We start from the raw sequence: 25512 nt of genomic DNA, 5'->3' as shown, positions 1-25512 counted from the left end.
AGTTTAAACACCTCTTATCGTTTCGAGCGAACCGCCGTACTGCTTTTAGATTTAAATAAGTGGATGTTCTCAAGTGCGCGGCCTGTACCTTTGGCAACGCAATCTAGCGGGTCTTCCGCTACGATGACCGGCATGCCCGTTTCGCGAGCTAATAGTTTGTCCAAATTGCGAAGCAGCGCGCCTCCGCCTGTCAACACGATCCCGCGGTCCATAATATCTGCAGCAAGCTCAGGAGGACATTTCTCCAACGTTACTTTGACAGCATCTACCATAGCATTGACCGTATCTGTTAAGGCTTCGGTAATTTCGTCGGATGTAATGGTTAACGTCTTAGGTAAACCTGTAACTAAATCACGTCCGCGAATTTCAACAGTTTCCACTTGATCCAACGGTAATGCCGATGCAATATCTACCTTAATTTGCTCTGCAGTACGTTCTCCAATCATCAAGTTATAAATCCGTTTAATGTATTGAATGATGGAATCATCCATTTCATCCCCAGCTACTCGAACAGAACGACTAGTTACGATACCACCAAGCGAGATAACAGCTACTTCTGTCGTTCCCCCGCCGATATCTACGACCATACTGCCGGTTGGTTCCCATACAGGTAGATCCGCACCGATCGCTGCTGCGAATGGCTCTTCAATCGTATAAGCTTCTCTAGCGCCTGCTTGTTTCGTTGCATCTTCAACCGCACGCTGCTCGACAGCTGTAATTCCAGAAGGAACACAGACCATCACATTGGGATGACGAGGGAATACAGCACGTTGTTTTTGGGCTTGTCTAATAAAATATTTAATCATCGTCGCCGTTGTATCAAAATCCGCAATGACACCATCTTTCATCGGGCGAATCGCACGGATGTTTCCAGGTGTACGTCCGATCATTTTCTTAGCGGACTCCCCTACGGCTTCAATTTTCTTCGTATCTGTACGAATCGCCACGACAGACGGTTCTCTGACGACGATTCCTTTCCCTCGAACGTAAACTAATGTATTTGCAGTTCCTAAGTCAATTCCTAAATCTTTCGTGAAGCTCCCAAACATGATGTAATCTCCCTTTCTTTCCAATCAATCAATCGTTTATTAGATATAGTGCTAACATTTTTATCATTATATTACATAAGTCCTTGTTCCTTCAAACTTATGTATTTGCGATCACCTATGACTAAATGATCCAGTACTTCAATACCGATCAGTTGACCGGCTTCCATGAGACGTTGTGTGAGTTGAATATCTTCTGGACTTGGTGTGGGATCACCGCTTGGATGATTATGTGCACAGATAACGGAAGCGCTGCTGTATTTGATCGCAGCACGAAATACTTCGCGAGGATGAACGATGGACGCATTTAAGCTGCCCATAGATAAAGTTTCTTGATGGAGCACATGGTTCTTCGTGTTGAGAAATAGACAAACAAAGTGTTCTTTCTGCAAATATCGCAGCTCTTCCATGAGTAGGTCTGCTGCGTCCGCCGGCTTACGAATCGTCACCGTCTCGTTCAATGATGCACGTGACAATCGACGACCAAGCTCAATACCTGCTTTTAACTGAATTGCCTTCGTTGGCCCTATACCTTTGATTTGAGTCATTTCTTCCACGCTCATATCCACCAAATGGCGAATATTACCTACTTGCTTCAACAACCGTTCCGCAACACGCACAGCTGATTCATTCGCTGTCCCCGTTCGGATCAGGATGGCGAGCAATTCCGCGTGGCTCAACGCGCTAGCCCCATTCTGCATCATGCGCTCTCTTGGACGTTCTTCATGGGGGATATCGCGTAGTACGTAACTTTGCGATTCCATGAATTTCCCTCTTTCATCGTTATCATCATAAACTTCTTTGCTACAATACCTCAACACCAAATTTAGCCAACATATCACTTAGCAGTGATAATGGCAATCCAACGACATTAAAATAACATCCCTCGATAGATTCTACGATCGTTGCACCTAGGCCTTGAATCGCATAGGCACCTGCTTTATCGCGAGGTTCGCCGCTTGCTACATAATTTGCAATTTGTTGATCTGTTAAATGTTTCATAGTCACATAGGTAATGCGATGGGATACATGTGTCTCACCTGACGCTGCATCAATGCAAGCGACGCCGCTGTAAACTTGATGCGTCTTGCCTTGAAGCAAGCCAATCATCCAGATGGCATCATTGTCGTCTTTGGGCTTACCCAAAACCCTGTAATCTTGAACCACAATCGTATCCGCCCCAATGATGATTCCTTGCTCTCCTGCTTGCAAGGTTTCTCTCACTTTCTCGGCTTTGCGCAATGCCAATTGCTCTACGACTTGGGCTGGAGACCAGAAGGTTGGTGTCGTCTCATCAACATCACTCACTCGTATTTCAAATGGAATATTCAACGTACGAATGAGCTCTTGTCTACGCGGTGATGATGAAGCTAATATGAGATGTTGACGGTCTGATTTCAGCACATTTCATTCCCCTTCGCCATTATTTTACACCCTTACACATTATACTTTTATTTTCGGAGTAACACAAACCAAAAACCGACAATGTCAATGAAATCAGACACTCCCGGTTTTTATTGGTATTTTATTCATCGAATGCGTTGCATTTATTCCGCTCTTATCGAGTCCAGCAAGCCTTTTTCGGCCATGACGAATTCCATCGCTGCCGATTGGATTCCCCACAAGTGGGTCTGAGACAATTTTTTACCATATTCGTTCAAGGAAATGATAGCCGTGTTCATCGTTTGAGTCATTTTATTCCATGCCGGCTTCGCTTCTTCGGGTAACCCAGCTGAAGCTTTACTCTCGAGTTCAGTCCATTGCCGATGCGCATCTTTCATGGCGACCAGCTCGGCTTGCGTAAATGCCATCGAATCTTCTTTCTCTAACTGTGTCACAGACATTTGCAGCAGAAGTTGTACCACTTTATCACTTTGGCTCAGAAATTGCTCCATCGTCTTCGCATCGCCGCCATACACCAACTGCTTCGCCTCTGGAATCTGCAACTCTCTTACATAGAGCTCTACGCCCTGTGCCTTCAATTGTTGCGCAAATAATAAAGCATCTTCACGCGCATTCGCCATCCCTGCATATACCCGATTCTGGTCCGTTGTATCTCCGAAAGCCGCCATGCCTTTGGCAATCAGCTCTTGCTCCGCAGCATTCACCCCTGCAGCATCCTTAAAAACACCGTATTGCAGCATGTAGTATGTTTTGGCATCACTGTTGATAGCTGCGTTAAATGCTTGTTCAGCTGTGGCTGGCTTCGCTTCGGGTCCTGTTTCCGTACCCTTGTCAGCTGCTGGCGATTGAACCGTGCTGCTTGTTCGCACATCGTCCTTTAAAGAAGTGGAGGTTAAGCCCGGAATTTGAATGTCCCCTTGAAAAAGCGACAGTACCACAAATCCAAAAACCGCTCCTGTTACAATCGCGCCCGTTACCGAAGCGAACACTTTCACCCACGAAGGGTTTCGTGATTTACGATAGTATCCTCCAACGGGAAGACTGGTAAATTGAGGTTTTTGCGATTCCTCTACCATGTCGACGAACGGATTGTGTTGTTCTGCATCCCTATCAATTACGATATCTTCTACACTATCAATCACCTGTATCGCAGACTTACGCGTTGGAGGACTTACAGGCTCACTATTCCGAATTAATTGCTCGATTCGATCGGTCTCTTCATCAAAAGAACTCTCCCATGCGCCATAATCTGTTGTATACGCAGGAACCGGAATCACATTAGCTGGCGTAGTTTCTTCCTGCACGATGATATTTTCCTCTTGTTCCGCGGAGATCAACGACGTAGGTTCAGATCTTCGTTTTGGCTCATCGAATCGAAACGTCATTTTTGCCTTGCTCATGTTTAACCTCTCCCTTGTCCAATCTTCTAATTCATCTATATGATAGAGTTAAGAGATTTATGTTCTTCCTCATAAAAAAATCTCGATCCGCTGTGACTTCTACAGCGAATCGAGATTTTTCCACTCCTGCTTGCTACCAATTAGAACCCTTTGAATTGAGGTTCCTCATTTTCCAACTCTGTAACACGTTGCTGAACTTGATCAACAACGCCTTGCGTTGCTTTTGCTGCACTTTCAAACATCGTTTTCGCTGATTGATTCACCGTTTCAAGCGCGAAGGATTCTAAGCTTGCTTGCGCACTTTTCAAACTTGCTAATGTCGTTTTCACTTGGGATCCAACTGTCATGTGACACCTCCTTTTCTCAACATACCCCAATAATGTCTCCGAACTTCAGAAGAATATTCTTTAATTATTTTGGGTATCTTTTTCATATTCCTGTTCAAAAGATGATGAATGGAGAGAAAGGAGATGGCTAACCCTTGTCAGATTGGATAGAAGCCGCGATACGCACCGCCGTAGCGGTGTTAGTTCTGTTTTTTTTCACCAAATTATTAGGTAAACGTCAAGTCGCCCAGTTATCGCTCTTCGAATATATAACGGGCATAACAATCGGTAGTCTTGCAGCCTATATTTCAATGGATTTGGAAAGACACTGGGGTCTTGGGCTCATTTCACTTGGAGTCTGGGTGTCGATGTCTTACCTTATTGAGATCATGCAGCTCAAGAGCAAGAAAATCAGAGATTTCGTAGATAGTAAATCCGCTGTGCTCATTAAAGATGGCAAAATTCTAGAAGAACATTTGAAGAAGGTTCGTGTCACCTCCGATGAATTATTAGGCCAACTACGCAAAAAGAATGTATTTAATGCTGCGGATGTCGAGTTTGCGATTATGGAGTCCAACGGAGAAATCAATGTACTCCTCAAACGTGAGAATCAGCCGCTGACGCCAAGGCATTTAGGAATTAAAGTCTCACCTGATATTGCACCGCAAGCAGTCATCATGGATGGAGAGATCATGGACGAGCCGCTGGCGACACTCGGTTTAAGCCGACAATGGCTAAATACGGAACTGGAAAAAACAGGGCTCGCTTTAGAGAACGTTTTTTTAGGACAGGTGGACGGATACAACCAATTGTACGTTGACGTGTACGATGATCAGCTGCAAGTTCCTCAACCGCAGAAGAAAGCTGTCCTTTATGCAACATTGAAAAAATGCGAAGCTGATCTCGAAATGTTCGGTCTCTCTACAGATAATCAAGACGTCAAAGCCATGTACCAGCAATGCGTAAACGAGATGCAGCAAGTCATTTCCGACATGAAACCCATTCTGACCCATTAATAATACGTAGATAGGAGGCATCACGAATGGCAGATCAAAAGAAGAAAAAACTAACGCCCGTTCAACAGGAATATCAACAACTCGCTAAACAAAAAGAACCTCCGAGACCTGTGCTTAAAAATTGTATTCGAGCTTTTCTCTCGGGTGGGCTTATCTGTCTTTTTGGACAGTGCATAACCCAAGCTTTTATAACATGGGGCAACTTTACGGAGAAAACGGCAGGCAATCCGACCGTTGCGATATTGGTGCTTCTCTCCGTCATTCTAACCGCCCTCGGTGTGTATGATAAAATTGCGCAGTGGGCAGGTGCAGGAACCGCGGTGCCTGTAACCGGATTTGCCAATTCGATGGCTTCTGCAGCCATTGAACATCGAAGTGAGGGTGTTGTCTTAGGCGTGGGCGGACAAATGTTCAAAGTAGCGGGGCCCGTTATCGTCTTCGGAACCGTAGCAGCGTTCATTGTCGGCATTCTGCACTTGATCTTCGGGGGAACCGGGATCGGAGGAGGGTCATAATGACATTGAAAGGGCATCAATCTTGGGTATTTGAGAATAAGCCTCGGATCTTTTCCACAGCTACCGTGGTTGGACCTTTTGAAGGGCAAGGCCCTCTAGCGAATGATTTCGACATCATTCATGGCGATTTGCATCTTGGACAAGATACGTGGGAAAAAGCGGAGAAAACACTTTTTGAAGAAGCAGCGAAAACGGCGATCGAAAGCGCAGGATTGACTAAAGAACAAGTGCAATTCTTCGTTGGCGGAGACTTAATGAATCAAATAATCAGCAGCAGTTTTGCAGCACGGACGTTAAGCATCCCCTATTTAGGTGTATTCGGGGCATGTTCAACGTCGATGGAGAGTCTGGCTATCTCATCTCTGTTGGTTAATTCCGGCTCAGCACATTACGCTCTGGCCGTTACTGGCAGTCACAATTCTACGGTTGAGAAACAATTCCGCTATCCAACCGAATACGGCTCGCAAAAGCCGCCTACGGCGCAGTACACCGTCACCGGCGCAGGCGCTGCGGTTGTCTCGAGGCATGGAAATGGTCCCTTGATTACATCGGCCACCATCGGACGCGTTATCGATATGGGTATTACCGATCCATTCAACATGGGAGCGGCGATGGCCCCTGCTGCAGTAGATACGATCCAAGCCCATCTCCGCGATCTGAAAATACAGCCAGGACATTATGATTTAATTGTCACAGGAGACCTGGCCAAGCTTGGTTTTGAAATCGCATCAGAGTTATTGAAGAAACATCATATTCCGATGAATCAGACTGAATTCCGGGATTGCGGGATGATGATTTATGATTATGAGAAACAGAACGTTCAATCGGGCGCAAGTGGTTGCGGATGCTCTGCCGTCGTCACATACGGGCATCTCTTGAACCAATTAAGAGCAGGGGAATGGAAAAGGATCCTTGTCGTCGCAACTGGCGCACTCTTATCCCCTCTAACCTTCCAGCAAGGAGAGAGTATTCCCTGCATCGCACACGCGGTTTCCATTGAATACGACGGGACAAACTAGCATATACATGAAAAAGGGAAACAAGCCTTATTATCCGTTGATAAAAGTGGAGCTGATGAACGTGGTGTTGAAGAAAATACTTGCTATGGTTACGGGCAGCATGCTGTTAGCCATAGGCATCAACTTATTTCTCATCCCTTATAGTGTCTTGGATGGGGGCGTCATCGGTATCGCGCTTATAGCTAAATATTTATGGGGAGCCAAAGTAGGATTAACGTTTATTCTATGCAGCATACCGATCCTGATCTTGGCCTGGTTCCAATTTAGACATTTTTTCTTCAGCAGCTTTCCTGGGATGCTCATATCGTCGTATTTCATCGACTTATTCTCCCATCTCAGCTTCAAATTATTGACCCAATTGCATATCCTACCGATTGTCAGTTCCTTTATAGGAGGCATCATTATGGGGGTTGGATTTGGTATAATGCTGCGCAATAACATCAGCACTGGAGGCACCGATCTGCTCGCCAAATTTATAGCAGATCGGCTTTCTGTGAATGTAGGATTTACCATATTTATCCTTGACGGTATAATTATTACATTGGGTGGCTTATTGTTCTCACCTCGAACCTTCTTCTTATCAATCCTCACCATCACAGTCGGCGGCATTGCAACAGGGATATGCTGCTATCGGAAGGGCGGCGGTGCTCATGAGGTCCCAGCTCCTTAATGAGCATCTTTGACAAGCAATATCAGCACAAATAAAAAGGGCTCTCCTTTTAGGTCCATGACCTTCTAGGAGAGCCCTTTATCGATTATTCTGCACGTGCACGTAGCGTCTTCGCAAGGCCGTCTGCAGCTTTCCAAATGTCGCCTGCACCCATTGTAATCACAAGGTCACCTGGACGAACACGGTCGCTCAAATAAGTAAGTACTTCTTCTTTGGTCGGAATATACGTCGTGTTTGCGTTGCTGTTCTGCTTAATCAGATCCACCAACTTCGACGAATTAATTCCTTCGATTTGTTTTTCTCCCGCAGGGGAGTAGATATCGGTAATAATGACTTCATCCGCATCACCGAACGCCTGACTAAACTGATCGAACAAGAAATATGTTCGTGTGTAGCGCTGCGGCTGGAACACGGCAATAATCCGCTTGCCTGTCGATTTAGCAGCTTGAATGGTTGCTTGAATCTCCGTCGGATGATGTGCATAATCGTCAATCACCAGAATATCATTAATTTCACCGAGTACTTGGAACCGACGTTTCGCGCCACTGAATTCCTTAATTGCATCTGCAATCGCATAGAAAGGAACGCCTGCTTGCATACACGTAATCACGGTTGCCATCGCATTCGAAATATTGTGACGTCCAGGGACAGACAACTCAATCGTGCCTAATGGCACATCTTGATATGTGAATGTGAAGGAACTTTTACGATCCCCAAGCACGATATCTGTCGCTTTATAATCAGCAGGTGAATCAATACCATAGGACAGCACTTCGCACTGCAGCTTCGGAATCATCCCTTGTAGAATTTCATCATCTGCGCATACGATAGCTTTGCCATCCGCTTTTACTTGGTTGAGAAAACGCACATAGGCTTGCTTTAATTTTGCATAATCTCCATCATAGTTCTCTAAATGGTCTGCTTCGATATTCGTAACAATTGCAAGTTGCGGATGATACTGCAAGAATGAACCATCACTTTCATCCGCTTCGGCGACGACATAATCGCCTTTTCCCGCCTTCGCATTTGTGCCCATGTTCATGACTTCTCCGCCAATAATATAAGTCGGATCTACATCGCACTTCTCCATGACCAAAGCGATCATCGACGAGGTAGTCGTCTTACCATGCGCACCTGCTACTGCAACGCCTTTACGCGAATTCATTAGTCTAGCAAGCATTTCTGCGCGGTGTAATACAGGAATATTCAACTTCTCTGCCGTTACCCGCTCCACATTATCTTTGGATAACGCAGTAGAGTAGACCACTAAATCTGCGCCTTCTACATTACCCGCTGTGTGCCCAATATATATTTTAGCACCCTTCTTTTGTAGCTTCTCTGTTAACTCTTGTGCTGCAACATCGGAGCCAGTTACTACGTAACCCATCTCTAGCATAACGCGTGCGATGGCGCTCATCCCGTAGCCACCAATACCGATAAAATGAACATGCTCTGTCGTATTCAAGAAATCCTCACCAACCTTTTTCAGAATCGGTTTGATACAAAATATGAGATCGTACATCTGCAATTAAATACAGCGTACCGGATACAACCGCTAAATCATCTGCTTCCGTCATGCCTTGAAGATGATCTAACGCCTTTCTCCAGTTCGGTTCGATGATGATTTGAAGATCAGGACGCGGAGATTCAGCCAACACGTGTTGCACGATGGCATTGAGATCTTCCGCATTCATTTTTTTACGGAAATCAGGCTCGGTCAAAATGAGCGTATCCACTATTGGTAGTATATGCCGTAAATAGTCTGTATGATTCTTCGTTGACAACATTCCCATCATCAAATGGACACGATTGTACGTGTACGTCTCTCGTAAAGCTTGGGCTAACGTTGCTGCCCCCTCTGGATTATGGGCTCCATCAACTAATAAGCGTGGTTGCTCCGAGATCATCTCGAGGCGCCCAGCCCACTTCATGGCCTCTAATCCAGTGGATAAATCTTCGTCATCGACAAGAACCGCATAATATTGACGCAATACTTCAAGCGCCATCACAGATACAGCGGCATTCTTTAATTGATGCGCGCCGTTCATGCGGATCGTTAGATCTTGGATATCACGGAAAGGTCCGTGAAAATGAAATATCTGATGGTTCTCAGCCGTCGAAACCGTATCCAAGCGATACTGATCATCCATCAAATATAACGTTGATTTTTGCTGTCTTGCTGTTTCACGAATGACTTCGATGACTTCTGGTTGTTCCACAGCGCTAATGACCGGGACGCCTGGTTTAATAATCCCTGCTTTTTCGCTTGCGATCGCTTCTAGCGAGTCACCTAAAATATCCATATGGTCATGGCCTACATTCGTAATAATCGATACAACCGGAGTAACGATATTGGTAACATCCAGTCTTCCACCAACGCCTGTCTCCCAGACAACAAAATCAGGATATACAACCTTGGCGTAGTAATAAATGGCTATCGCTGTAGACACTTCGAACATCGTCGGTGAGCCAAGTTCCGTCGCTGCAATCTCTTCAACAAGAGGCTTCAGCTCATTCGTAATTTCGAGCAACGTCTCATCCGGAATGTTCGTCTCATTATACTGAAAGCGATCCGTAAATTTCGTTATGTAAGGAGACGTAAAAGTCCCCACATCATAACCTGATTGACGCAGTACAGAGGTAAGAAAGGCGCAAGTTGAACCCTTGCCATTCGTCCCCGCCACATGAATGAACTTCAGCTTGCGCTCAGGATGACCTAGTCGTTCCATAATCAGCTCAATTCGCTGCATACCTGGACGAATGCCAAACGGGATTAACCCGTTAATCCAATCTACCGCTTGTTGATAGTGAACGAATGGGGCTGGCGTAACAGCCCCACGATTTTCTGCCATGGTGATCTCACCCTTCCGTTAGCTTTGAAGCTCGCTGATACGAGCTAACACCTTCTCAAGCTTTTCAGAGTAGTCTTTCTGCTTCTCGCGTTCTTCTTCAATCACTTTAGCAGGAGCTTTGGCAACAAAGCCTTCGTTCGATAATTTTTTATCTACGCGTTCCACTTCGCTTCTAAGATGCTTCACTTCTTTCTCAAGACGTTCCACTTCTTGTGCAATATCAATCAAGCCTGCAAGCGGAAGGTACAATTCTGCACCTGTCACGATGGCTGTCATCGCCTTATCCGGAGCCGTAAGATCCAAAGAAACCTCCAGATGGGACGTATTACAGAACCGTTTGATGTAATCTTCATTGTTGCGAATGATCGCATCGCTTTGCGCATCTGCGGACTTCACGAGCAATTCTACTTTCTTACTCATCGGTACATTCACTTCCGCGCGAACATTACGAACCGCACGAATGATATCCATGAGCAAGTTCATTTCTTTCACCGCTTCAGGCGCTTCTAGACTTGCATCATACGTAGGCCAAGCAGCAAGTGTAATGGTCTCCCCTTCATGCGGCAAGTGCTGCCATATTTCCTCGGAAATATACGGCATGAACGGATGGATCATACGCTGCGTGCGATCAAGCACATAGGATAATACCGATTGCGTCGTACGTTTCGCTTCGGCATTCTCTCCATAAAGGCTAAGCTTCGCGAACTCGATGTACCAGTCACACAAATCGTCCCAAATGAAGTTATAGAGGACACGACCCGTTTCACCGAACTCGTAGGCGTCTAATAGACGAGTAATATCACGAGCCGTTTCGTTCAGACGGTGTAGAATCCAACGATCCGCTGTGCTTAATGGACCTGTAATATCAATTTGATCCGCCGTGAAGCCTTCCAGATTCATGAGGGCAAAGCGGGAAGCATTCCAGATTTTATTCGCAAAGTTACGAGCCTGCTCTACACGTTCCCAACGGAAGCGCAAGTCTTGACCTGGCGTGCTGCTTGTCGAGATCATATAGCGCATGGCATCTGTACCATATTGTTCGATGACTTCGAGCGGATCTACCCCATTACCGAGCGACTTGGACATCTTACGTCCTTCGGAGTCACGAACAAGACCGTGCATCAATACATCTTTGAACGGAATTTCATCCGTGAATTCGAGCGCTGTGAAGATCATCCGTGCAACCCAGAAGTAGATTATATCATAGCCCGTAACAAGCACATCTACTGGATAATAGCGTTTCAGGTCTTCGGTTTGATCCGGCCAGCCAAGGGTTGAGAAAGGCCACAACGCGGAGCTGAACCATGTATCCAATACATCTTCATCTTGTCTCAAGTTCGTGCTTCCGCATTTGCTGCAAGCAGATACATCTTCCTTGGCAACATGTAACTCTCCGCATTCATTACAATACCAAGCAGGAATCCGATGACCCCACCATAATTGACGGGAAATACACCAGTCGCGAACATTTTCGATCCAGTTCAGATACGTTTTCTCAAAACGATCCGGCACAAAGTTAACGCCTTTGCCAGCTTTCTGCGCTTCGATTGCTCTCTCTGCAAGAGGCTTCATGCGAACGAACCATTGCGTAGATAAATAAGGTTCAACTACCGCACCGCTGCGCTCACTGTGACCAACTTGGTGAACGTGATCTTCAATCTTAATTAACACGCCAGATTCTTTCAAGTCGTTCACGATTTGTTTGCGCGCATCTGCACGGTCAATGCCTTGGTATTTGCCTGCAAGCTCGTTCATCACACCGGATTCATCCATGACGATGATTTGCGGCAAATCATGACGAAGACCTACTTCAAAGTCATTCGGGTCATGTGCAGGCGTAATTTTCACAGCACCGCTACCAAATTCTTTGTCCACGTATTCATCCGCAATAACCGGAATCTCGCGTCCTACGATGGGAAGAACGAGCATTTTTCCAATCATATCTTTATAGCGTTCATCTTTAGGATGTACGGCTACTGCTGTATCGCCTAACATGGTTTCTGGGCGCGTTGTAGCGACGGTAATAGAGCCGCTTCCGTCTTTAAGCGGGTATTGCAAATGGTACAAGTGTCCTTGGACTTCCTTATACTCCACTTCGATATCAGACAACGCAGTGCGCGCAGCCGGATCCCAGTTAATGATATATTTGCCGCGATAGATTAAGCCTTTGTCATAGAGCTTCACGAATACTTCACGAACAGCCTTTGACAATCCTTCATCTAAGGTGAAACGTTCGCGGGAGTAATCGAGCGATAATCCCATCTTCGCCCATTGTTCACGGATCGTATTTGCATAAGTTTCTTTCCAATCCCATACCTTCTCGAGAAACTTCTCACGTCCTAGATCATAGCGGCTAATATTGTCTTCGCGCAATTTCTGTTCTACCTTTGTCTGCGTAGCGATCCCTGCATGGTCAGAGCCAGGCAGCCATAACGCATCGTATCCCTGCATACGCTTTGCACGTACAAGGATATCCTGCAATGTGAAATCGAGCGCATGCCCGATATGTAGCATACCTGTAACGTTCGGCGGCGGAATGACAATAGAATATTTCGGTGCGTCGGGTTTTAAACCGGCTTTAAAGAATTCATTCTTTGTCCAAAAATCGTACCACTTCTGTTCAGCTGCTTTGGGATCGTACGTCGTAGGCATCGACGTTGCGCTTTTGTTTTCATTTGCTTCTGACATGATACACCCTCCGTTTATTCGAATCAGACCTAAAAAATGCAAAAAACCCCTCGTCTCAAAGGACGAAAGGGTTATCTTCCGTGGTACCACCTTTGTTTCGCATATTCAACCTTAATGACGGTTTATACACGACACTTGAACAGATAACGGCTGTTACCGGCTTGCTCTACACTACAACAATCTGAAAACCCCAATTGTCGAAGATTTCGATGCAAACGACTCCAGGGCGACTTCAGCAGCTACATCCTATGAAACCTCACAGCGTAACGGTTCCACTCTCTGAAGGGTTCAGTGCTTACTATTCCCTATCTACGTCTTTCATGACAATAAAATCATCCTCAATTATAGCTTTACCAAGCAATCAAGTCAATAAACGCTTGCCTATTCGATGCTTGGCCCGAAATATAAGTCCATCGTGTCATAAGCCTAGGGGTCAGACATACATTAGAACTAAGGTGGTGGTTATGATGGAGAGATGGTGGTGGAAAATAAGATATTCCGTAAAAGGTGTTATTTTCCCGCTCATATGTATACAATTTTTACATACACTATTCCTTCCAACCGGTCTGGATGTATTTATCCTATTTGTCCTTTTCCTCATCTTTCTAGGCTTTATACTCAACATATATTAATGAAAATCTATGATCCTAAAATCATAGAACCAAATAAGCCCAACCAGTGATTCCACTGAATGGGCTTATTTGGTGTTCACGATATCCATTAGGAAGGAATATAGATGACTTGACCTTCCGACACCGTCTGGTCGCTCAGACGATTATAGAGGAGCAGCTCCCTTGGATTCAGATTATATCGTTCCGCAATGGTATCCAGTGTCTCCTCGCGTTGAACGATACATAGTTTCAACTTACGGAAAGCTCGTTTCTCATCTTCATGGGTTAAGAACAAGCTCTTCCATTCTACCTCATCATTGTTGTTTCCTGACAATAACTTCTTGGCCTGCTGTTCTAACTCCTCAACGGCTTGACGCGTTTCGATCTCTCGAATATTTTTACTGGAGTGAAGCAAGGCGCTGAGACCTACGTTATGCAACTCAGGGACTTCTTGTTCCGGTTTACTGCTGAGCGCAATCTTGAGCTCTTTTTCCTTCTTCTCTTCAGCAATACGTTCTTCTAAGTATGGATCTACTGATTCTTCTGCATGATCACTCGTGTCTTCCGCCAGCCCGTAATCATAGAATGGCGCTTGCCCCTCAGCCGCATTCGATTCCATTTCGGTGGCTGTCGTCCGATCATCATCTTCGGTTATCGTTGGCTGAACATCCTTAGATTCCTTGTCCGCCTGTAGGGAGGATATATACGCAAGGAAATCCGTCTCTGTCGACGTTGGACGCGCTTCATAAGGTTCTGGTCTGCTCGCAAGCTCGTCAAGTTCTTGCTGTATTTCAGCCTCTGTGGGAGCATCCGCTTCGGGTTCCTGTTCACGCTCGACCTGCAGCTCTTGTTCTAACTCACGTTCAATTTCCTGTTCCCTTTCATACAAGCTGACATCTTCGAGGATGTCTACAGATTCAGGGCCATGATCAGGTGTAAGCTCTTCTACCACTTGGCGTTCCACTTCAGGGCTAACTTCTTCTGAACGCCATGGATAAGGCGCGACCGAAGGCTCATCCTCTTGCGGATTGGTTTGATGAACCACCGTAAACTGATCCGACATCCAAGGAGAAGGCTCGGGTTGGACCATTTCAATACCCCTTAACAATAAAACACCATTGATATTCAACGTTCTTGTCGATAATAAATCCACATCGAAATTTTCGATTTCAACAGCAATATCATCCAAACTCTGAACTCGGTTCATCGGTAATGTAATTTCAACAGGAATCCAATGCTCTAACGTCAGTGTAGAACGATCATGATCATCCCCTCTGTAGACGCCAGATAACAATAAATTACCACGTAGGGTTGCTTGGTCTCCGAGCGGTATAACTTGAACATTCGGCACGAGTTCGATCTCTTCGAGTTCTTGGATCCCCACTACCTCTTCTGATAAGTGAACCCGCTCGTAGATGTCAAATCGCAAACCATAGGATTGATCAAACAAAACGAGGTCCTCCCTTCTGCATATAAACCTAGAATATAGTCCGTCATGACATGAATACTCATGATTACAACTTACTATTTATCTATATGCCTAGAAGGAAGGAGCATGCCTATTTTTTCAAATATCGCCAATTAGAAAGTTGTTTTACTATAATCCGCAATCTTATCTTTCTAATGTGGTGGGAATCGCAAAAACGCCTACGATATCCTGTAAAAGATGCCGTAGGCGTTTCTAGTTGTCCTATCCTAGCAACAACAATCTCTTATCTATTAAATGTAGACCTTAACGTGTTGAAAAGTGGTGTCCATGGTGCTTTGACAGAGATCTCATCTCGATGCAATGGATGTTGAAAACGCAGCTCTTCCCCATGTAATGCCTGATAGGAGGCATACGTTGTCGAACCACCGTAAAGCGCATCTCCTAGCAAAGGATGTCCAGCATAGCTCAGATGGACACGAATTTGATGCGTTCTTCCTGTCTCGAGTTGGAGGCGTACCAGACTTACATCCGCATCCGGATAAGTCTCTACGACCTCTACATGCGTCACAGCAGCATCTCCGCTTGGGGAGACGCGGCGCCGATTGTTATGATGCCGATCTTTGCCGATCGGTGCATCTATCTTCAGCAGCGTGCTGCTTACTTGACCTTGAACAAAAGCCACATAAATCCGTTCAATGGCTTTTTCCCGCATGGCAGCATCAAGGATCAATTGACTGAATTCATTCTTCGCATAGAGAACAGGACCCGTTGTATTCTCATCAAGCCGATGAATATGCCGAACCCGAAGCTTCTGCCCTGTGCATGCGTAGTAACTCGCTACTGCATTCGCAAGTGTCTCTTGCTGCCCCGGTACCGTCGGATGAACAAGCATGCCAGCTGGTTTATTGACAACCAAGCAGAAGTCATCCTCATACAAGATCTCAAGGTCCATCCAATAGGGCGGGGTAGCATCCTCTTCATCCCGAAACAACCGGATGCGCAAGCGATCACCTGTCGTCTGCACGTCTCCTTGCTGCATTAATTTACGAGCAAATCGTTCTGGAAGATGCAAAGACGACTGCGGTGCAGTCGTCACAAGCCATTCTCCTTTACGAACCCATTGTGCAGGGCGAATCCCATGTTCCATCATAGATTTTTCAACGCGTAATAGTTCGCTTCGATCGTTGCATCAATGTCCGCATCCGTATGCGCCGCCGAGACGAACATACCTTCAAATTGGGACGGTGCAATACTTACGCCGAGATTCACTAAATTCTCAAAATAACGACGGAAATGATCTAGGTTCGATGATTTAGCTACATCGTAGTTAATCACATGTTGATCCGTGAAGAAAGGACACACCATGGAGCCTACACGATTAATCGTCACAGGTACGCCAAGCTCCTGAGCATTTTTCTCAAATCCGAGTTGAAGCTTCACGGCTTGACGTTCAAGCTGTTGATATACCTCAGGTTGTAAAAGCTTCAATGTGGTATATCCTGCAATCATCGCAAGCGGATTACCACTCAATGTACCTGCTTGGTAAATCGGACCTGCTGGCGCCATTTGCTCCATGATTTCACGTTTACCGCCGTAAGCTCCTACCGGAAGACCGCCGCCAATGACTTTCCCCATACAAGTTAAATCAGGCGTAATGTCAAATAGTCCTTGAGCTGAATTGATATGTACTCGGAAACCTGTCATAACCTCGTCAAATATAAGCAAGCTGCCGTATTGGTTTGTTAAATCACGCAATCCTTGCAAGAAGCCTGGCAATGGCGGAACAACACCCATATTCCCTGCGATAGGTTCAACGATCACACAGGCGATCTCTTCGCCATAACGTTCAAATGCAACGGTTACCGATTCCAAATCATTGTAAGGCACCGTAATCGTATTTGCTGCCACACCCTCAGGAACGCCTGGGCTGTCCGGTAGACCTAGCGTAGCAACGCCTGAGCCCGCCTTAATTAATAGACTATCCGCATGGCCATGATAAGATCCTTCGAATTTCAGCACCTTATTGCGACCTGTATAGCCACGTGCAAGACGAATCGCACTCATGGTTGCTTCAGTTCCCGAATTCACCATACGTACGATATCTACAGAAGGCATGCGCTCGCAGACCAATTTCGCCATCATGGTCTCAAGCTCTGTAGGTGCACCAAAGCTTGTCCCTTTTGCAGCTGTCTTCTGAATGGCTTCAATCACTTCAGGATGCGCATGTCCAAGAATCAGCGGTCCCCAAGAACAGATATAATCGATGAAGCTATTTCCATCAATATCATAAATGCGCGAGCCTGCAGCATGATCTACATAAATCGGCGTTAGACCGACGGATTTAAAGGCACGTACGGGGCTGTTCACCCCGCCTGGAATGTATTGTTTCGCCTCAGCAAAGGCTTCTTTCGCACGAGCATCTTTTCGAATTTGAAGATTTTCCATCCTGTTCACGTCTCCTTTATTGCAACCATCTTGCCGCATCTTTGGCAAAATAAGTGATAATCATATCTGCACCGGCACGCTTCATCCCCAGCAGCATCTCATACACGACCGCTTGCTCGTCGATCCAGCCCTTCTCCGCTGCCGCTTTGACCATCGAATACTCGCCGCTCACATTATAAGCAACAAGCGGAAGATCGAATTGATCTCTTACCATGCGCAAGATATCCAAGTAGGCTAAAGCAGGTTTGACCATAAGCATGTCTGCACCCTCAAGTACATCGGACTCCGATTCACGCAGTGCTTCCAAAGCATTCGCCGGATCCATTTGATAACTTTTGCGATCACCGAATTGAGGTGCCGAATCAGCTGCTTCACGGAATGGACCGTAGAAGGCAGAAGAGTATTTAACAGAATAGGACATAATTGCAATGTGGGAATAACCCGCTTCATCCAATCCCGCACGAATGGCTTGAACAAAACCATCCATCATATTCGATGGCGCGATAATATCTGCACCAGCTTCCGCCTGAGATACCGCCGTTTTTACGAGAAGGTCTAAGGATTCATCGTTATCTACTTCCGCATGGATGTGACCGTCACGGTTCTCAACGTGAATCATGCCGCAATGACCGTGATCCGTATATTCACACAGGCAAGTATCCGCTACGACCACAAGGTCAGGATATCTTTTCTTAATATGCCGGGTCGCTGCTTGTACAATACCATCTTCAGCAAAACCCGAAGAACCGATGGCATCTTTCGTTTCCGGAATACCAAACAGCAATACAGCCGGAATCTTCAAGCTCACGATTTCATCTAATTCAGCGTCTAATTGATCGATTGACAAATGGAACACACCTGGCATGGAAGGGATCTCCTTGCGCACATTGGTGCCATGGGTAACAAAAATAGGAGCAATCAAGTCGTTCACGTTCAATACCGTTTCACGAACCAGATTGCGAATGCCTGCGGTACGGCGCAGGCGCCGATGTCTTACTGTTGGGAAACTCATAGGATGTACCTCCTTGAAGTTAGATCAATGTATGGGTGTTGCCGCTAATGACCGTAATGAATCCACGAGGGATTCGATCGTCGCCTCTTGCGAAACCACGGATACGGTTAAGCCGTTCTTGATGGCTGTTTCTGCCGTCAATGGACCGATGCATGCAATATCAATGCCGTCGAGTAAAGTCCAAGGCTGCTTCACGCCCTGTCGATGTAATGCTTCTATAAAATTCGTGACGGTCGAAGAACTCGTGAAGGTGATCACATGAATTTCATGCGCCTCTAAACGCTCGATCAATTGCTGTTCTTCCTCATCGTCATGAACTTGGACCGTCTCGTAAACTTTCAAATCTGTTGCATCCAGCCCGAGCTGCTGCAATTGGTCCGGTAACCAAGCACGTGCCAGATCCCCTCGTGGCAAGAGAACGCGCTGACCCGCCTTCAGCTCACTCTGGATCGCATCGAGAATACCTTCGGCACGATATTGTTCAGGAAGGCTCTCCGGCATGATCCCGTGTTGTTCCAGCGCTTCGGCTGTCTTGGGACCTACAGCGACGACCCGGGCGCGTGTCATTCGACGGATGTCCATCCGATTCTCGCGCAGGTGCTCGAAGAAGCATTCTACGCCGTTCACGCTCGTAAAGATGGCCCAATCATACGATTCCAGCTGATGCATCACTTCACGAACTACAGCCAACTGGTCCGGCTTCGTCGTACGTCTTGTCTCAATCACCGGGAACTCCAGAGGTTCTCCGCCTAAATCCTCAATCTGCTGAACGAGATCACTTGCTTGTGATCTCGCCCGTGTCACAAGGACTCGGCGACCAAATAACGGCAGCCGTTCAACCCACTTTAATTTCTCACGTTGCAGGACGACATCCCCAACGATAATCACCGCGGGTGATTGGAAATTTGTCGTGCGCACTTGCTCCGCAATGGTTGCCAGCGTCCCAACCAACGTTTCTTGTTCAGGTCTTGTTCCCCACCGAACAAGGGCAACGGGCGTTTCCGGGGGTCTGCCGTGATTTATTAATTGTTCACTGATGTAATCAATCTTGGCTACGCCCATAAGGAAGACAAGCGTTCCAGTCGCATTCGTAACTTTATCCCAATAGATGGATTTGTCCAGCTTATCTGGGCTCTCATGCCCCGTGATTACGGAGAACGAAGATGCCAGATCCCGGTGTGTGACAGGAATACCCGCGTAGGCAGGCACGGCAATGGCCGATGTAATGCCCGGCACGATTTCATATTCGATATCATAGGTTCGAAGCAGTTCTGCCTCTTCCCCGACTCGTCCAAAAACCGTAGGGTCACCGCCTTTGAGTCGAGTAACAACCTTCCCTTCAAGCGCCAAATCAACAAGCAGTTGGTTAATATCTTCCTGTTTCATGGTATGACGATCCGGTAATTTGCCGACATACACTTTCTCAGCGCCTGCTTTCATATATTTCAACAAGCGCGGCGAAGCAAGCCGATCATAGACGATGACATCTGATCGTTGAATGCACTCCAGACCTTTTAATGTTATCAGTTTGGCATCTCCCGGCCCTGCGCCGACGAGATAAACGATACCTTTCCCCAAGCCGTCCATCTCCCTATTGATTTAATTCCGCCAAAATTCGGTCTGCTCCCTGTGCAATTAATTGGTTAGCCACCTGGATGCCAAGTTGTTCTGGGTTGTTCCCGCGGAGTGTTTCTTTTAGTATAACACGACCATCGGTTGAACCAACCATTCCCGTTAATTCGATCACAGGCTCCTGCTCATGATCTTCAATTAATGTCGCAAAAGCGCCAATCGGTACTTGGCAACCCCCATTTAGTGTGCCAAGAAAGCTGCGTTCTGCACGCACCGTAATTTCTGTTATTCGATCATTGAACAACTGGAGTAATTCACGAACCTCAGGATCATTTTCACGACATTCAATCCCGAGCGCTCCTTGTCCTACAGCAGGGAGACATACATCCGGAGACAAATATTCCGTAATCCGTTCTTCCCATCCCATACGGGTTAATCCTGCAGCAGCAAGCATGATCGCATCAAAGCCTTCTGTCTCGAGCTTCCGTAGCCTTGAGTCGATATTCCCCCGGATGGACTCAATCTGCAAATCCGGACGTGCATGCTGCATCTGCGAGGAACGGCGCAAGCTGCTTGTCCCTACTTTGGCACCAATCGGCAGTTCAGCAAGCGAGCGGCCGTCTCTTGATATCATACAATCCCGTGGATCGACACGCTTGGGTACAGCGCCATTCATGAGTCCTTCCGGCAATTCCGAAGGCATATCCTTCATGCTGTGTACCGCCATATCAATCACGCCGTCCAGCAATGCTTGTTCGATTTCTTTCACGAACAACCCTTTGCCGCCAACTTTCGAAAGCGTTACATCGAGAATTTGATCACCTTTCGTGACAATCTTATGTATTTCAAATTGATAGGGTAACGCATGCTCTTCACAAATTCGTTCCAACTGTTGAATCACTTGCCCTGTCTGCGTGAGTGCCAGAGCACTTTGTCTTGTTCCTACGATAATCGTACGCATGGTAAGCCTCCTCATCTATACTATCGCTCCCGTAGTCCGGAATCGTGTTCTATTGCAACCATTTGTTCGTCGATCCATGCATGTAAATACGCTTCCGTAAGCCATGGAGTCGTTGTTCCCCGACGTATTTGATCCAACCAATCGGTATGGAGCATTCGCTTCATGAGCTGACGCCGTTGTGACGCATCTAGCACCCGTTCCTGAACCATTAGCCTTAGCCGATGTAATACGTCCAAATAAACTTCATATTCATCCCCATACTGCTCTTCTAGCTCGGAGGTTATACGTTTAGCCACCTCTGGACTTGCTCCCGACGTGGATACAGCAACAATTAATTTACCTCTACGCATTGTACTCGGATTCACAAAGTTACTTAGCTCAGAAGCATGAGCGACATTGACGAGCAGCCCCAGCTTTCTCGCATCTAGCCCAATCGACTCATTTACTTCCGTCTTTGCCGTCGCGGCGAATACCAACGTCGTATCCGCCGTCAAATCTCCATATACATATTCTCGACGATGTCCTTCAATCACAGCCTCTTCAATCCATTTTTCAATCTGAGGGGTGAAAAAAGGACTTATCGCAATAACTTGAGCCTGAACTTCGAGAAGCCCGCGTATTTTCCGCTCTGCCACCTGACCGCCGCCAATGACCATACATCGCTGCCCCGCAAGTTGCAGTTGTACAGGATAATAGGGTGCATTCGTCCCTTCTCCCAAATCAATCACTCCCAAATCCAATGATGGAACGTTGAGAAAGAATTCACGCTAAAATTGATGAGCAACAGGGCATAACTTAGAAGCGCCCAACGAGCCATGATGTAACCTGTATGCCGATGTGAAATTCTTTTAATAAAATAATACACATAACAGACGGTGGCTGCGAGTGTTAGAATCACTTTTACATCAAACATGAGTTCCAACTTCCCCTCCACATAGACCGAGGATATAGCTACAGCAAGGGAGAGAATCAAAAGCGGTGTACCAATCATGAGGGACAAGTTCGCGTAACGGTCCATCTTCTCAAGACTGGGCAACCGCCGTACAGAGTCTGTCCACTTCTTATCCTTCAACTTGCGATGCAAATACAAATACATCCCCGAGAAGATTGAACCCAGCGTAAAAGCTGCAAAGCTGCAAATCGCGAACGCGACATGGAGAATTAGAATTTCTTGAACGATCTCCCAATGTTCCAGTCGTTGTTCGCCAATGGGATTACTGAATAAGTTCAATAATAAGACAGCAAATCCGATAACATTCACAATAAACACAATATATTCAATCTTAAAAAACAGACTAATTAACAACGATATCGTTACAAGCAACCAAGATAACAGAAACATAAATTCCAATACAGATAAAAGCGGTACTTCCTTGGTTGACACGAGCTTTACAGCTAAAAATAGAGTCTGTAATACCCATACAAAAAGAAGGAGCCCTGTTCCCATCCGCTTCGCACTCCGATTTGTACCTACAAAATCAGAGAAATAAAACAGAAGGCTCAGGGCGTATATATAAATAATCGCATCGTACATCCAATACGTTGTTACCATGCGTATGCCACCACCTTAATTCGTCACAGCCGCCCAAGCGATGCCGGACTTCCTATCGGCAGTCGAACTTTCATATGATTTGCTGTCTGCAGATTGTTGACGCTGCTGCAGCTCCTCTTCCGCCTTCTCCAAATGATCTTCCAGAGCAAAAATCTGTGTGAACATTTCCAAGGCCTCATCACTGTTCTTCTCCACAGCCATCTCTTTGATTCTCAAGATCGGATCATGCAGCATCTGATTGACGATACTCTTCGTTAATTTACGAATGACCTTTGCTTGATGTTCATCCAATTCGGGTAGTTTCTTGAACAAGCTCTCCAATGTCTCTTGATGAATTTGAGAGGACTTCTGCTGCAGGGCATATATTAAGGGACTCACACCTAGCGTTTTCAACCAATTGTGGAATGCGGCAATTTCTGTCGCGATCATCGCTTCAATCTTGGCTGCTTCCTTACGGCGCTGTTCCATGTTGCTCTCTACAATCCCTTCGAGATCGTCAATGTCATACAAGAACACATTCGGAAGTTGAGCCATCGCAGGATCTAAATCACGCGGAACGGCAATATCAATCATGAAAATCGGCCGATTTTTACGTTTTTTCATACTTTCTTGCAATTGACTCATCGTAAGCACATATCCGTCTGCTCCCGTTGAGCTAATCACAATGTCCATCTCATGCAGTCGTGCGATCCCTTCAGGAATCGTACAAGCCGTGCCGTTAAACTTGGCTGCGAGCTGCTCTGCACGGGTTAAGGTCCGATTCGCCACAACCACTTCATCTGCACCGCTCGCGTACAGATGTTTGACGGTTAATTCACTCATCTTGCCAGCGCCGAGAATGAGGACCTTCTTTTTCGTAAATTGGCCGAAGATGCGCTTACCCAATTCAACAGCGGCATAACTTACCGAAACCGCCGCCTCACCGATGGATGTCTCTGAATGTGCGCGTTTGGCCATAGTGACCGCCTGCTTGAATAACATATTGAACCATGTTCCCGTAGCCCCGAGTTCTTGTGCTAAGAGAAAGGAGTCCTTCACTTGACCCAAAATTTGAGTCTCGCCTATTACCATCGAATCTAGTCCGCTTGCGACTCGGAATAAATGCTCTATCGCATGGTCATCCTCATACATGTATAAGTAATTCGTAAATTCTTGACGTGGAATTTGAAAATACTTCTCCATGAAGCTGCGGATGAAATGTCCGCACATATGAAGTCGATCGACAACGACGTAGATTTCTGTCCGATTACAAGTCGCAACAACAACACATTCCAGAACGCTTTTTGTAGTTTTGAGCTGCTGCAACGCTTCCGGTAAAGCATGCTCGGCAATTGCAAACCGCTCACGAATTTCAACCGGAGCTGTTCGATAATTTAGACCGACCGCTAAAATGTGCATTGTTCCACCTGCCATTCTTTTTAGAAGTTATGTTAATTATATCACAATTCGACATTCTCTTTAGTTGCAATTTTGAAGAAATTATGAATAGCAGACTTTTCTATTTTGGTCGTTTGACTTGATTGTTATACCCTATATTCATCAAGCATTTTGGGTCTTATGGCTTTAGCTGCTGTTCCAATACTTTCATCATGGAGTCATTCGCTTTCGACACAATCACGGCCTCCGAGCTGATGACATGACCATTCGAGGTGATCAGCTGCGCGTAGGCCTCGTAAAGCTCTCCAAAGAGCTTTTTCACCTCTTGAAGCATCTGCTTCTCTTCGGCGTGCAAGGGGCGATATCCCGCAATCTGTGCACTTGTGATGAACTCCAGCATTTTATTGAATGCATCCAAAGGTTTGAGCTTATCTTTACCATATGCAAGCACTAATCGGTCGTGTGTATAGTTCGCCGAATATACCGCCAGCTTTACGGCATCTAACTGACCTGTGTTCGACATGGATGCGACTTCCGTTAATGAACTTTGAACAAGGCCCATTTGAAATAACGCAACTTCATACAGCATCCGGCCTGCATCTTCCCGATGGTCCGATCCTCCGAACACTTGGTAAAGCTGATAAGACGGCCAAACGATAAGTAGGAATAACAAGACGAATATAAAAAGCTTTCCTTTTCCACGACCTGAACTTCGACGCATGCCTCTAACCCCTTTTTACATGGAATCATAACCTTGTACATTGTATGGGGTTAGAACATGAGAAATAACCCCACAAAGTGGGGACTTGGCTTCGAAGCTGATTCAGGTACTTTGCGGGTGCCTCGAAAAATATAAAAATTCAAACAAATGACCATGGAGACGAATCTCCATGGCCATCTTCTGACTATCGCTTATTATACGAGCTGAGCTTGCTTCACAACTGGATTCTCCACTTGGAGTTCTCCAATGCCACGAACCAATTTCTTCGCATACGTTTTATCCGGTTTAAGTACGGATACCAGGTAGTCGATTGCAACTTGCGGGTCTACAGTCTCGCCGCATGTATAACAATCAATTGCAGCAAAACCTCTTTCAGGATACGTGTGGATCGAGAGATGACTCTCTGACAGCATCACTAGCACTGTTGCACCTTGTGGTTCAAATTGTTTGGATTGGACCGACAAAACGGTTGCGCCGCTTGCTTCAGCAGCCTCCACCATTTGTGCTTGCAAAAATTCAGCATTGTTAAGCAGTTCAAAATCTACGCCCCAAGTGTCAACGGCAACGTGTCTTCCGAAAGTTGAGTATTCCATCTTTCGGTTCCCCCTTCCTAGGAATAAAATGTTTGAAAAATTTCATCCGCTAGGACCTACGTCATTCACTTCCCGAGGGAAAAATCTCTCGCAACATACAATGTCCTGAGTGAATCCTGGTTCCTATATTCTTTTCAACGAAAATAAAAATAACATCTTCCGACTAGAAATGCAACACTTTTTTTTGGGTAATAATGCAAGCGAACCGGATTACGCCACCCCGTATACAACATATGCATGGCATTTGTATATGTGCAAGAGCATGAAAAAAGGAATCCTCACGGATTCCTTTGGCATGAAATA

At 46.0% G+C, this 25512-nt stretch carries 23 protein-coding genes and 1 other annotated feature; of the genes, 4 read left to right on the top strand and 19 right to left on the bottom strand.

The annotated features are described in order from the left end of the window. Positions 1–14 precede the first annotated feature (14 nt). From BVG16_RS06350 to BVG16_RS06330, 5 genes are all read right to left on the bottom strand, one after another. Positions 15–1049, bottom strand: a complete 1035-nt coding sequence (locus tag BVG16_RS06350; RefSeq protein ID WP_078497695.1) for a rod shape-determining protein — start codon at positions 1047–1049, stop codon at positions 15–17. Between the two features lie 71 nt (positions 1050–1120). Next, on the bottom strand, positions 1121–1810 hold the full coding sequence (gene radC, locus BVG16_RS06345) for a RadC family protein (RefSeq protein WP_078497694.1): 690 nt from the start codon (positions 1808–1810) through the stop codon (positions 1121–1123). A gap of 40 nt (positions 1811–1850) precedes the next feature. Further along, the gene (locus BVG16_RS06340) at positions 1851–2450 is read right to left on the bottom strand and encodes a Maf family protein (protein ID WP_078497693.1); all 600 of its coding nucleotides are present in this window, start codon (positions 2448–2450) and stop codon (positions 1851–1853) included. Positions 2451–2593: 143 nt separating this feature from the next. After that, positions 2594–3850 (bottom strand): SPOR domain-containing protein, encoded by a 1257-nt coding sequence (locus BVG16_RS06335; protein WP_078497692.1) that lies wholly within the window; start codon positions 3848–3850, stop codon positions 2594–2596. 140 nt (positions 3851–3990) lie between these two features. Then, positions 3991–4197: a DUF1657 domain-containing protein gene (locus BVG16_RS06330; protein WP_078497691.1), complete on the bottom strand. Its 207-nt coding sequence runs from the start codon at positions 4195–4197 to the stop codon at positions 3991–3993. A 134-nt stretch (positions 4198–4331) separates the two neighbouring features. Between BVG16_RS06330 and BVG16_RS06325 the strand changes: the two genes are divergently transcribed. Genes BVG16_RS06325 through BVG16_RS06310 form a run of 4 tightly spaced genes read left to right on the top strand, consistent with a single transcriptional unit; the run spans position 4332 to position 7396 of the window. Continuing rightward, positions 4332–5192: a DUF421 domain-containing protein gene (locus BVG16_RS06325; RefSeq protein WP_078497690.1), complete on the top strand. Its 861-nt coding sequence runs from the start codon at positions 4332–4334 to the stop codon at positions 5190–5192. A 26-nt stretch (positions 5193–5218) separates the two neighbouring features. Then, positions 5219–5707: a stage V sporulation protein AC gene (gene spoVAC / locus BVG16_RS06320; RefSeq protein ID WP_078497689.1), complete on the top strand. Its 489-nt coding sequence runs from the start codon at positions 5219–5221 to the stop codon at positions 5705–5707. Beyond that, entirely contained in the window at positions 5707–6726 is a 1020-nt protein-coding gene (gene spoVAD, locus BVG16_RS06315) for a stage V sporulation protein AD (RefSeq protein WP_078497688.1), read from the top strand. The genes spoVAC and spoVAD overlap by 1 nt, the downstream gene beginning before the upstream one ends. Positions 6727–6781: 55 nt before the next feature. Further along, complete coding sequence (locus tag BVG16_RS06310; protein ID WP_198957436.1) at positions 6782–7396, top strand: YitT family protein; 615 nt, start codon at positions 6782–6784, stop codon at positions 7394–7396. An 85-nt stretch (positions 7397–7481) separates the two neighbouring features. Here BVG16_RS06310 and murC read toward each other — a convergent pair whose 3' ends face one another. The 14 genes from murC to speD all read right to left on the bottom strand — a co-directional run bounded on the left by murC (position 7482) and on the right by speD (position 25209). Continuing rightward, positions 7482–8861, bottom strand: a complete 1380-nt coding sequence (gene murC / locus BVG16_RS06305; protein ID WP_078497687.1) for a UDP-N-acetylmuramate--L-alanine ligase — start codon at positions 8859–8861, stop codon at positions 7482–7484. A gap of 7 nt (positions 8862–8868) precedes the next feature. Next, the gene (locus BVG16_RS06300) at positions 8869–10248 is read right to left on the bottom strand and encodes a bifunctional folylpolyglutamate synthase/dihydrofolate synthase (protein WP_078497686.1); all 1380 of its coding nucleotides are present in this window, start codon (positions 10246–10248) and stop codon (positions 8869–8871) included. Between the two features lie 18 nt (positions 10249–10266). After that, positions 10267–12936 carry a valine--tRNA ligase gene (locus BVG16_RS06295; RefSeq protein WP_078497685.1) on the bottom strand — a complete coding sequence of 890 codons (2670 nt, stop codon included), beginning with the start codon at positions 12934–12936 and terminating at the stop codon, positions 10267–10269. 55 nt (positions 12937–12991) lie between these two features. Further along, positions 12992–13257, bottom strand: a binding site (T-box leader). Between the two features lie 399 nt (positions 13258–13656). Further along, positions 13657–14997, bottom strand: a complete 1341-nt coding sequence (locus BVG16_RS06290) for a LysM peptidoglycan-binding domain-containing protein (protein WP_078497684.1) — start codon at positions 14995–14997, stop codon at positions 13657–13659. A 262-nt stretch (positions 14998–15259) separates the two neighbouring features. Continuing rightward, positions 15260–16072: an RluA family pseudouridine synthase gene (locus BVG16_RS06285; protein ID WP_078497972.1), complete on the bottom strand. Its 813-nt coding sequence runs from the start codon at positions 16070–16072 to the stop codon at positions 15260–15262. Between the two features lie 50 nt (positions 16073–16122). Next, entirely contained in the window at positions 16123–17421 is a 1299-nt protein-coding gene (gene hemL, locus BVG16_RS06280) for a glutamate-1-semialdehyde 2,1-aminomutase (RefSeq protein WP_078497683.1), read from the bottom strand. A gap of 16 nt (positions 17422–17437) precedes the next feature. After that, entirely contained in the window at positions 17438–18433 is a 996-nt protein-coding gene (hemB, locus tag BVG16_RS06275; protein ID WP_078497682.1) for a porphobilinogen synthase, read from the bottom strand. 24 nt (positions 18434–18457) lie between these two features. Next, the gene (gene cobA / locus BVG16_RS06270) at positions 18458–20011 is read right to left on the bottom strand and encodes a uroporphyrinogen-III C-methyltransferase (RefSeq protein WP_233146904.1); all 1554 of its coding nucleotides are present in this window, start codon (positions 20009–20011) and stop codon (positions 18458–18460) included. Positions 20012–20024: 13 nt separating this feature from the next. Continuing rightward, on the bottom strand, positions 20025–20966 hold the full coding sequence (gene hemC, locus BVG16_RS06265) for a hydroxymethylbilane synthase (RefSeq protein WP_078497680.1): 942 nt from the start codon (positions 20964–20966) through the stop codon (positions 20025–20027). A gap of 20 nt (positions 20967–20986) precedes the next feature. Then, the gene (locus tag BVG16_RS06260; RefSeq protein ID WP_078497679.1) at positions 20987–21685 is read right to left on the bottom strand and encodes a precorrin-2 dehydrogenase/sirohydrochlorin ferrochelatase family protein; all 699 of its coding nucleotides are present in this window, start codon (positions 21683–21685) and stop codon (positions 20987–20989) included. A 5-nt stretch (positions 21686–21690) separates the two neighbouring features. Next, the gene (locus BVG16_RS06255; protein ID WP_078497678.1) at positions 21691–22518 is read right to left on the bottom strand and encodes a cytochrome C assembly family protein; all 828 of its coding nucleotides are present in this window, start codon (positions 22516–22518) and stop codon (positions 21691–21693) included. Between the two features lie 15 nt (positions 22519–22533). Beyond that, positions 22534–23916: a glutamyl-tRNA reductase gene (hemA, locus tag BVG16_RS06250; RefSeq protein WP_078497677.1), complete on the bottom strand. Its 1383-nt coding sequence runs from the start codon at positions 23914–23916 to the stop codon at positions 22534–22536. Positions 23917–24073: 157 nt separating this feature from the next. Beyond that, positions 24074–24616 (bottom strand): hypothetical protein, encoded by a 543-nt coding sequence (locus BVG16_RS06245; protein ID WP_078497676.1) that lies wholly within the window; start codon positions 24614–24616, stop codon positions 24074–24076. Between the two features lie 194 nt (positions 24617–24810). Further along, positions 24811–25209: an adenosylmethionine decarboxylase gene (gene speD, locus BVG16_RS06240; RefSeq protein ID WP_078497675.1), complete on the bottom strand. Its 399-nt coding sequence runs from the start codon at positions 25207–25209 to the stop codon at positions 24811–24813. Positions 25210–25512: the final 303 nt, after the last annotated feature.

The sequence above is a fragment of the Paenibacillus selenitireducens genome, from assembly GCF_002021565.1.
Classification (GTDB): Bacteria; Bacillota; Bacilli; order Paenibacillales; family Paenibacillaceae; genus Paenibacillus_K; species Paenibacillus_K selenitireducens.
The sequence above is the reverse complement of the archived record's forward strand: the minus strand, read 5'-3'. Positions and strand labels throughout refer to the sequence as shown.

Coding starts and splice junctions, on each gene's coding strand:
- BVG16_RS06330 (WP_078497691.1), bottom strand. CDS start 4,197: ATGACAGTTGGATCCCAAGTGAAAACGACATTAGCAAGTTTGAAAAGT.
- BVG16_RS06310 (WP_198957436.1), top strand. CDS start 6,782: ATGAACGTGGTGTTGAAGAAAATACTTGCTATGGTTACGGGCAGCATG.
- spoVAC (WP_078497689.1), top strand. CDS start 5,219: ATGGCAGATCAAAAGAAGAAAAAACTAACGCCCGTTCAACAGGAATAT.
- hemL (WP_078497683.1), bottom strand. CDS start 17,421: ATGGAAAATCTTCAAATTCGAAAAGATGCTCGTGCGAAAGAAGCCTTT.
- radC (WP_078497694.1), bottom strand. CDS start 1,810: ATGGAATCGCAAAGTTACGTACTACGCGATATCCCCCATGAAGAACGT.
- BVG16_RS06300 (WP_078497686.1), bottom strand. CDS start 10,248: ATGGCAGAAAATCGTGGGGCTGTTACGCCAGCCCCATTCGTTCACTAT.
- hemA (WP_078497677.1), bottom strand. CDS start 23,916: ATGCACATTTTAGCGGTCGGTCTAAATTATCGAACAGCTCCGGTTGAA.
- BVG16_RS06255 (WP_078497678.1), bottom strand. CDS start 22,518: ATGGTAACAACGTATTGGATGTACGATGCGATTATTTATATATACGCC.
- hemC (WP_078497680.1), bottom strand. CDS start 20,966: ATGCGTACGATTATCGTAGGAACAAGACAAAGTGCTCTGGCACTCACG.
- speD (WP_078497675.1), bottom strand. CDS start 25,209: ATGGAATACTCAACTTTCGGAAGACACGTTGCCGTTGACACTTGGGGC.
- hemB (WP_078497682.1), bottom strand. CDS start 18,433: ATGAGTTTCCCAACAGTAAGACATCGGCGCCTGCGCCGTACCGCAGGC.
- BVG16_RS06335 (WP_078497692.1), bottom strand. CDS start 3,850: ATGAGCAAGGCAAAAATGACGTTTCGATTCGATGAGCCAAAACGAAGA.
- BVG16_RS06295 (WP_078497685.1), bottom strand. CDS start 12,936: ATGTCAGAAGCAAATGAAAACAAAAGCGCAACGTCGATGCCTACGACG.
- spoVAD (WP_078497688.1), top strand. CDS start 5,707: ATGACATTGAAAGGGCATCAATCTTGGGTATTTGAGAATAAGCCTCGG.
- BVG16_RS06245 (WP_078497676.1), bottom strand. CDS start 24,616: ATGCGTCGAAGTTCAGGTCGTGGAAAAGGAAAGCTTTTTATATTCGTC.
- BVG16_RS06350 (WP_078497695.1), bottom strand. CDS start 1,049: ATGTTTGGGAGCTTCACGAAAGATTTAGGAATTGACTTAGGAACTGCA.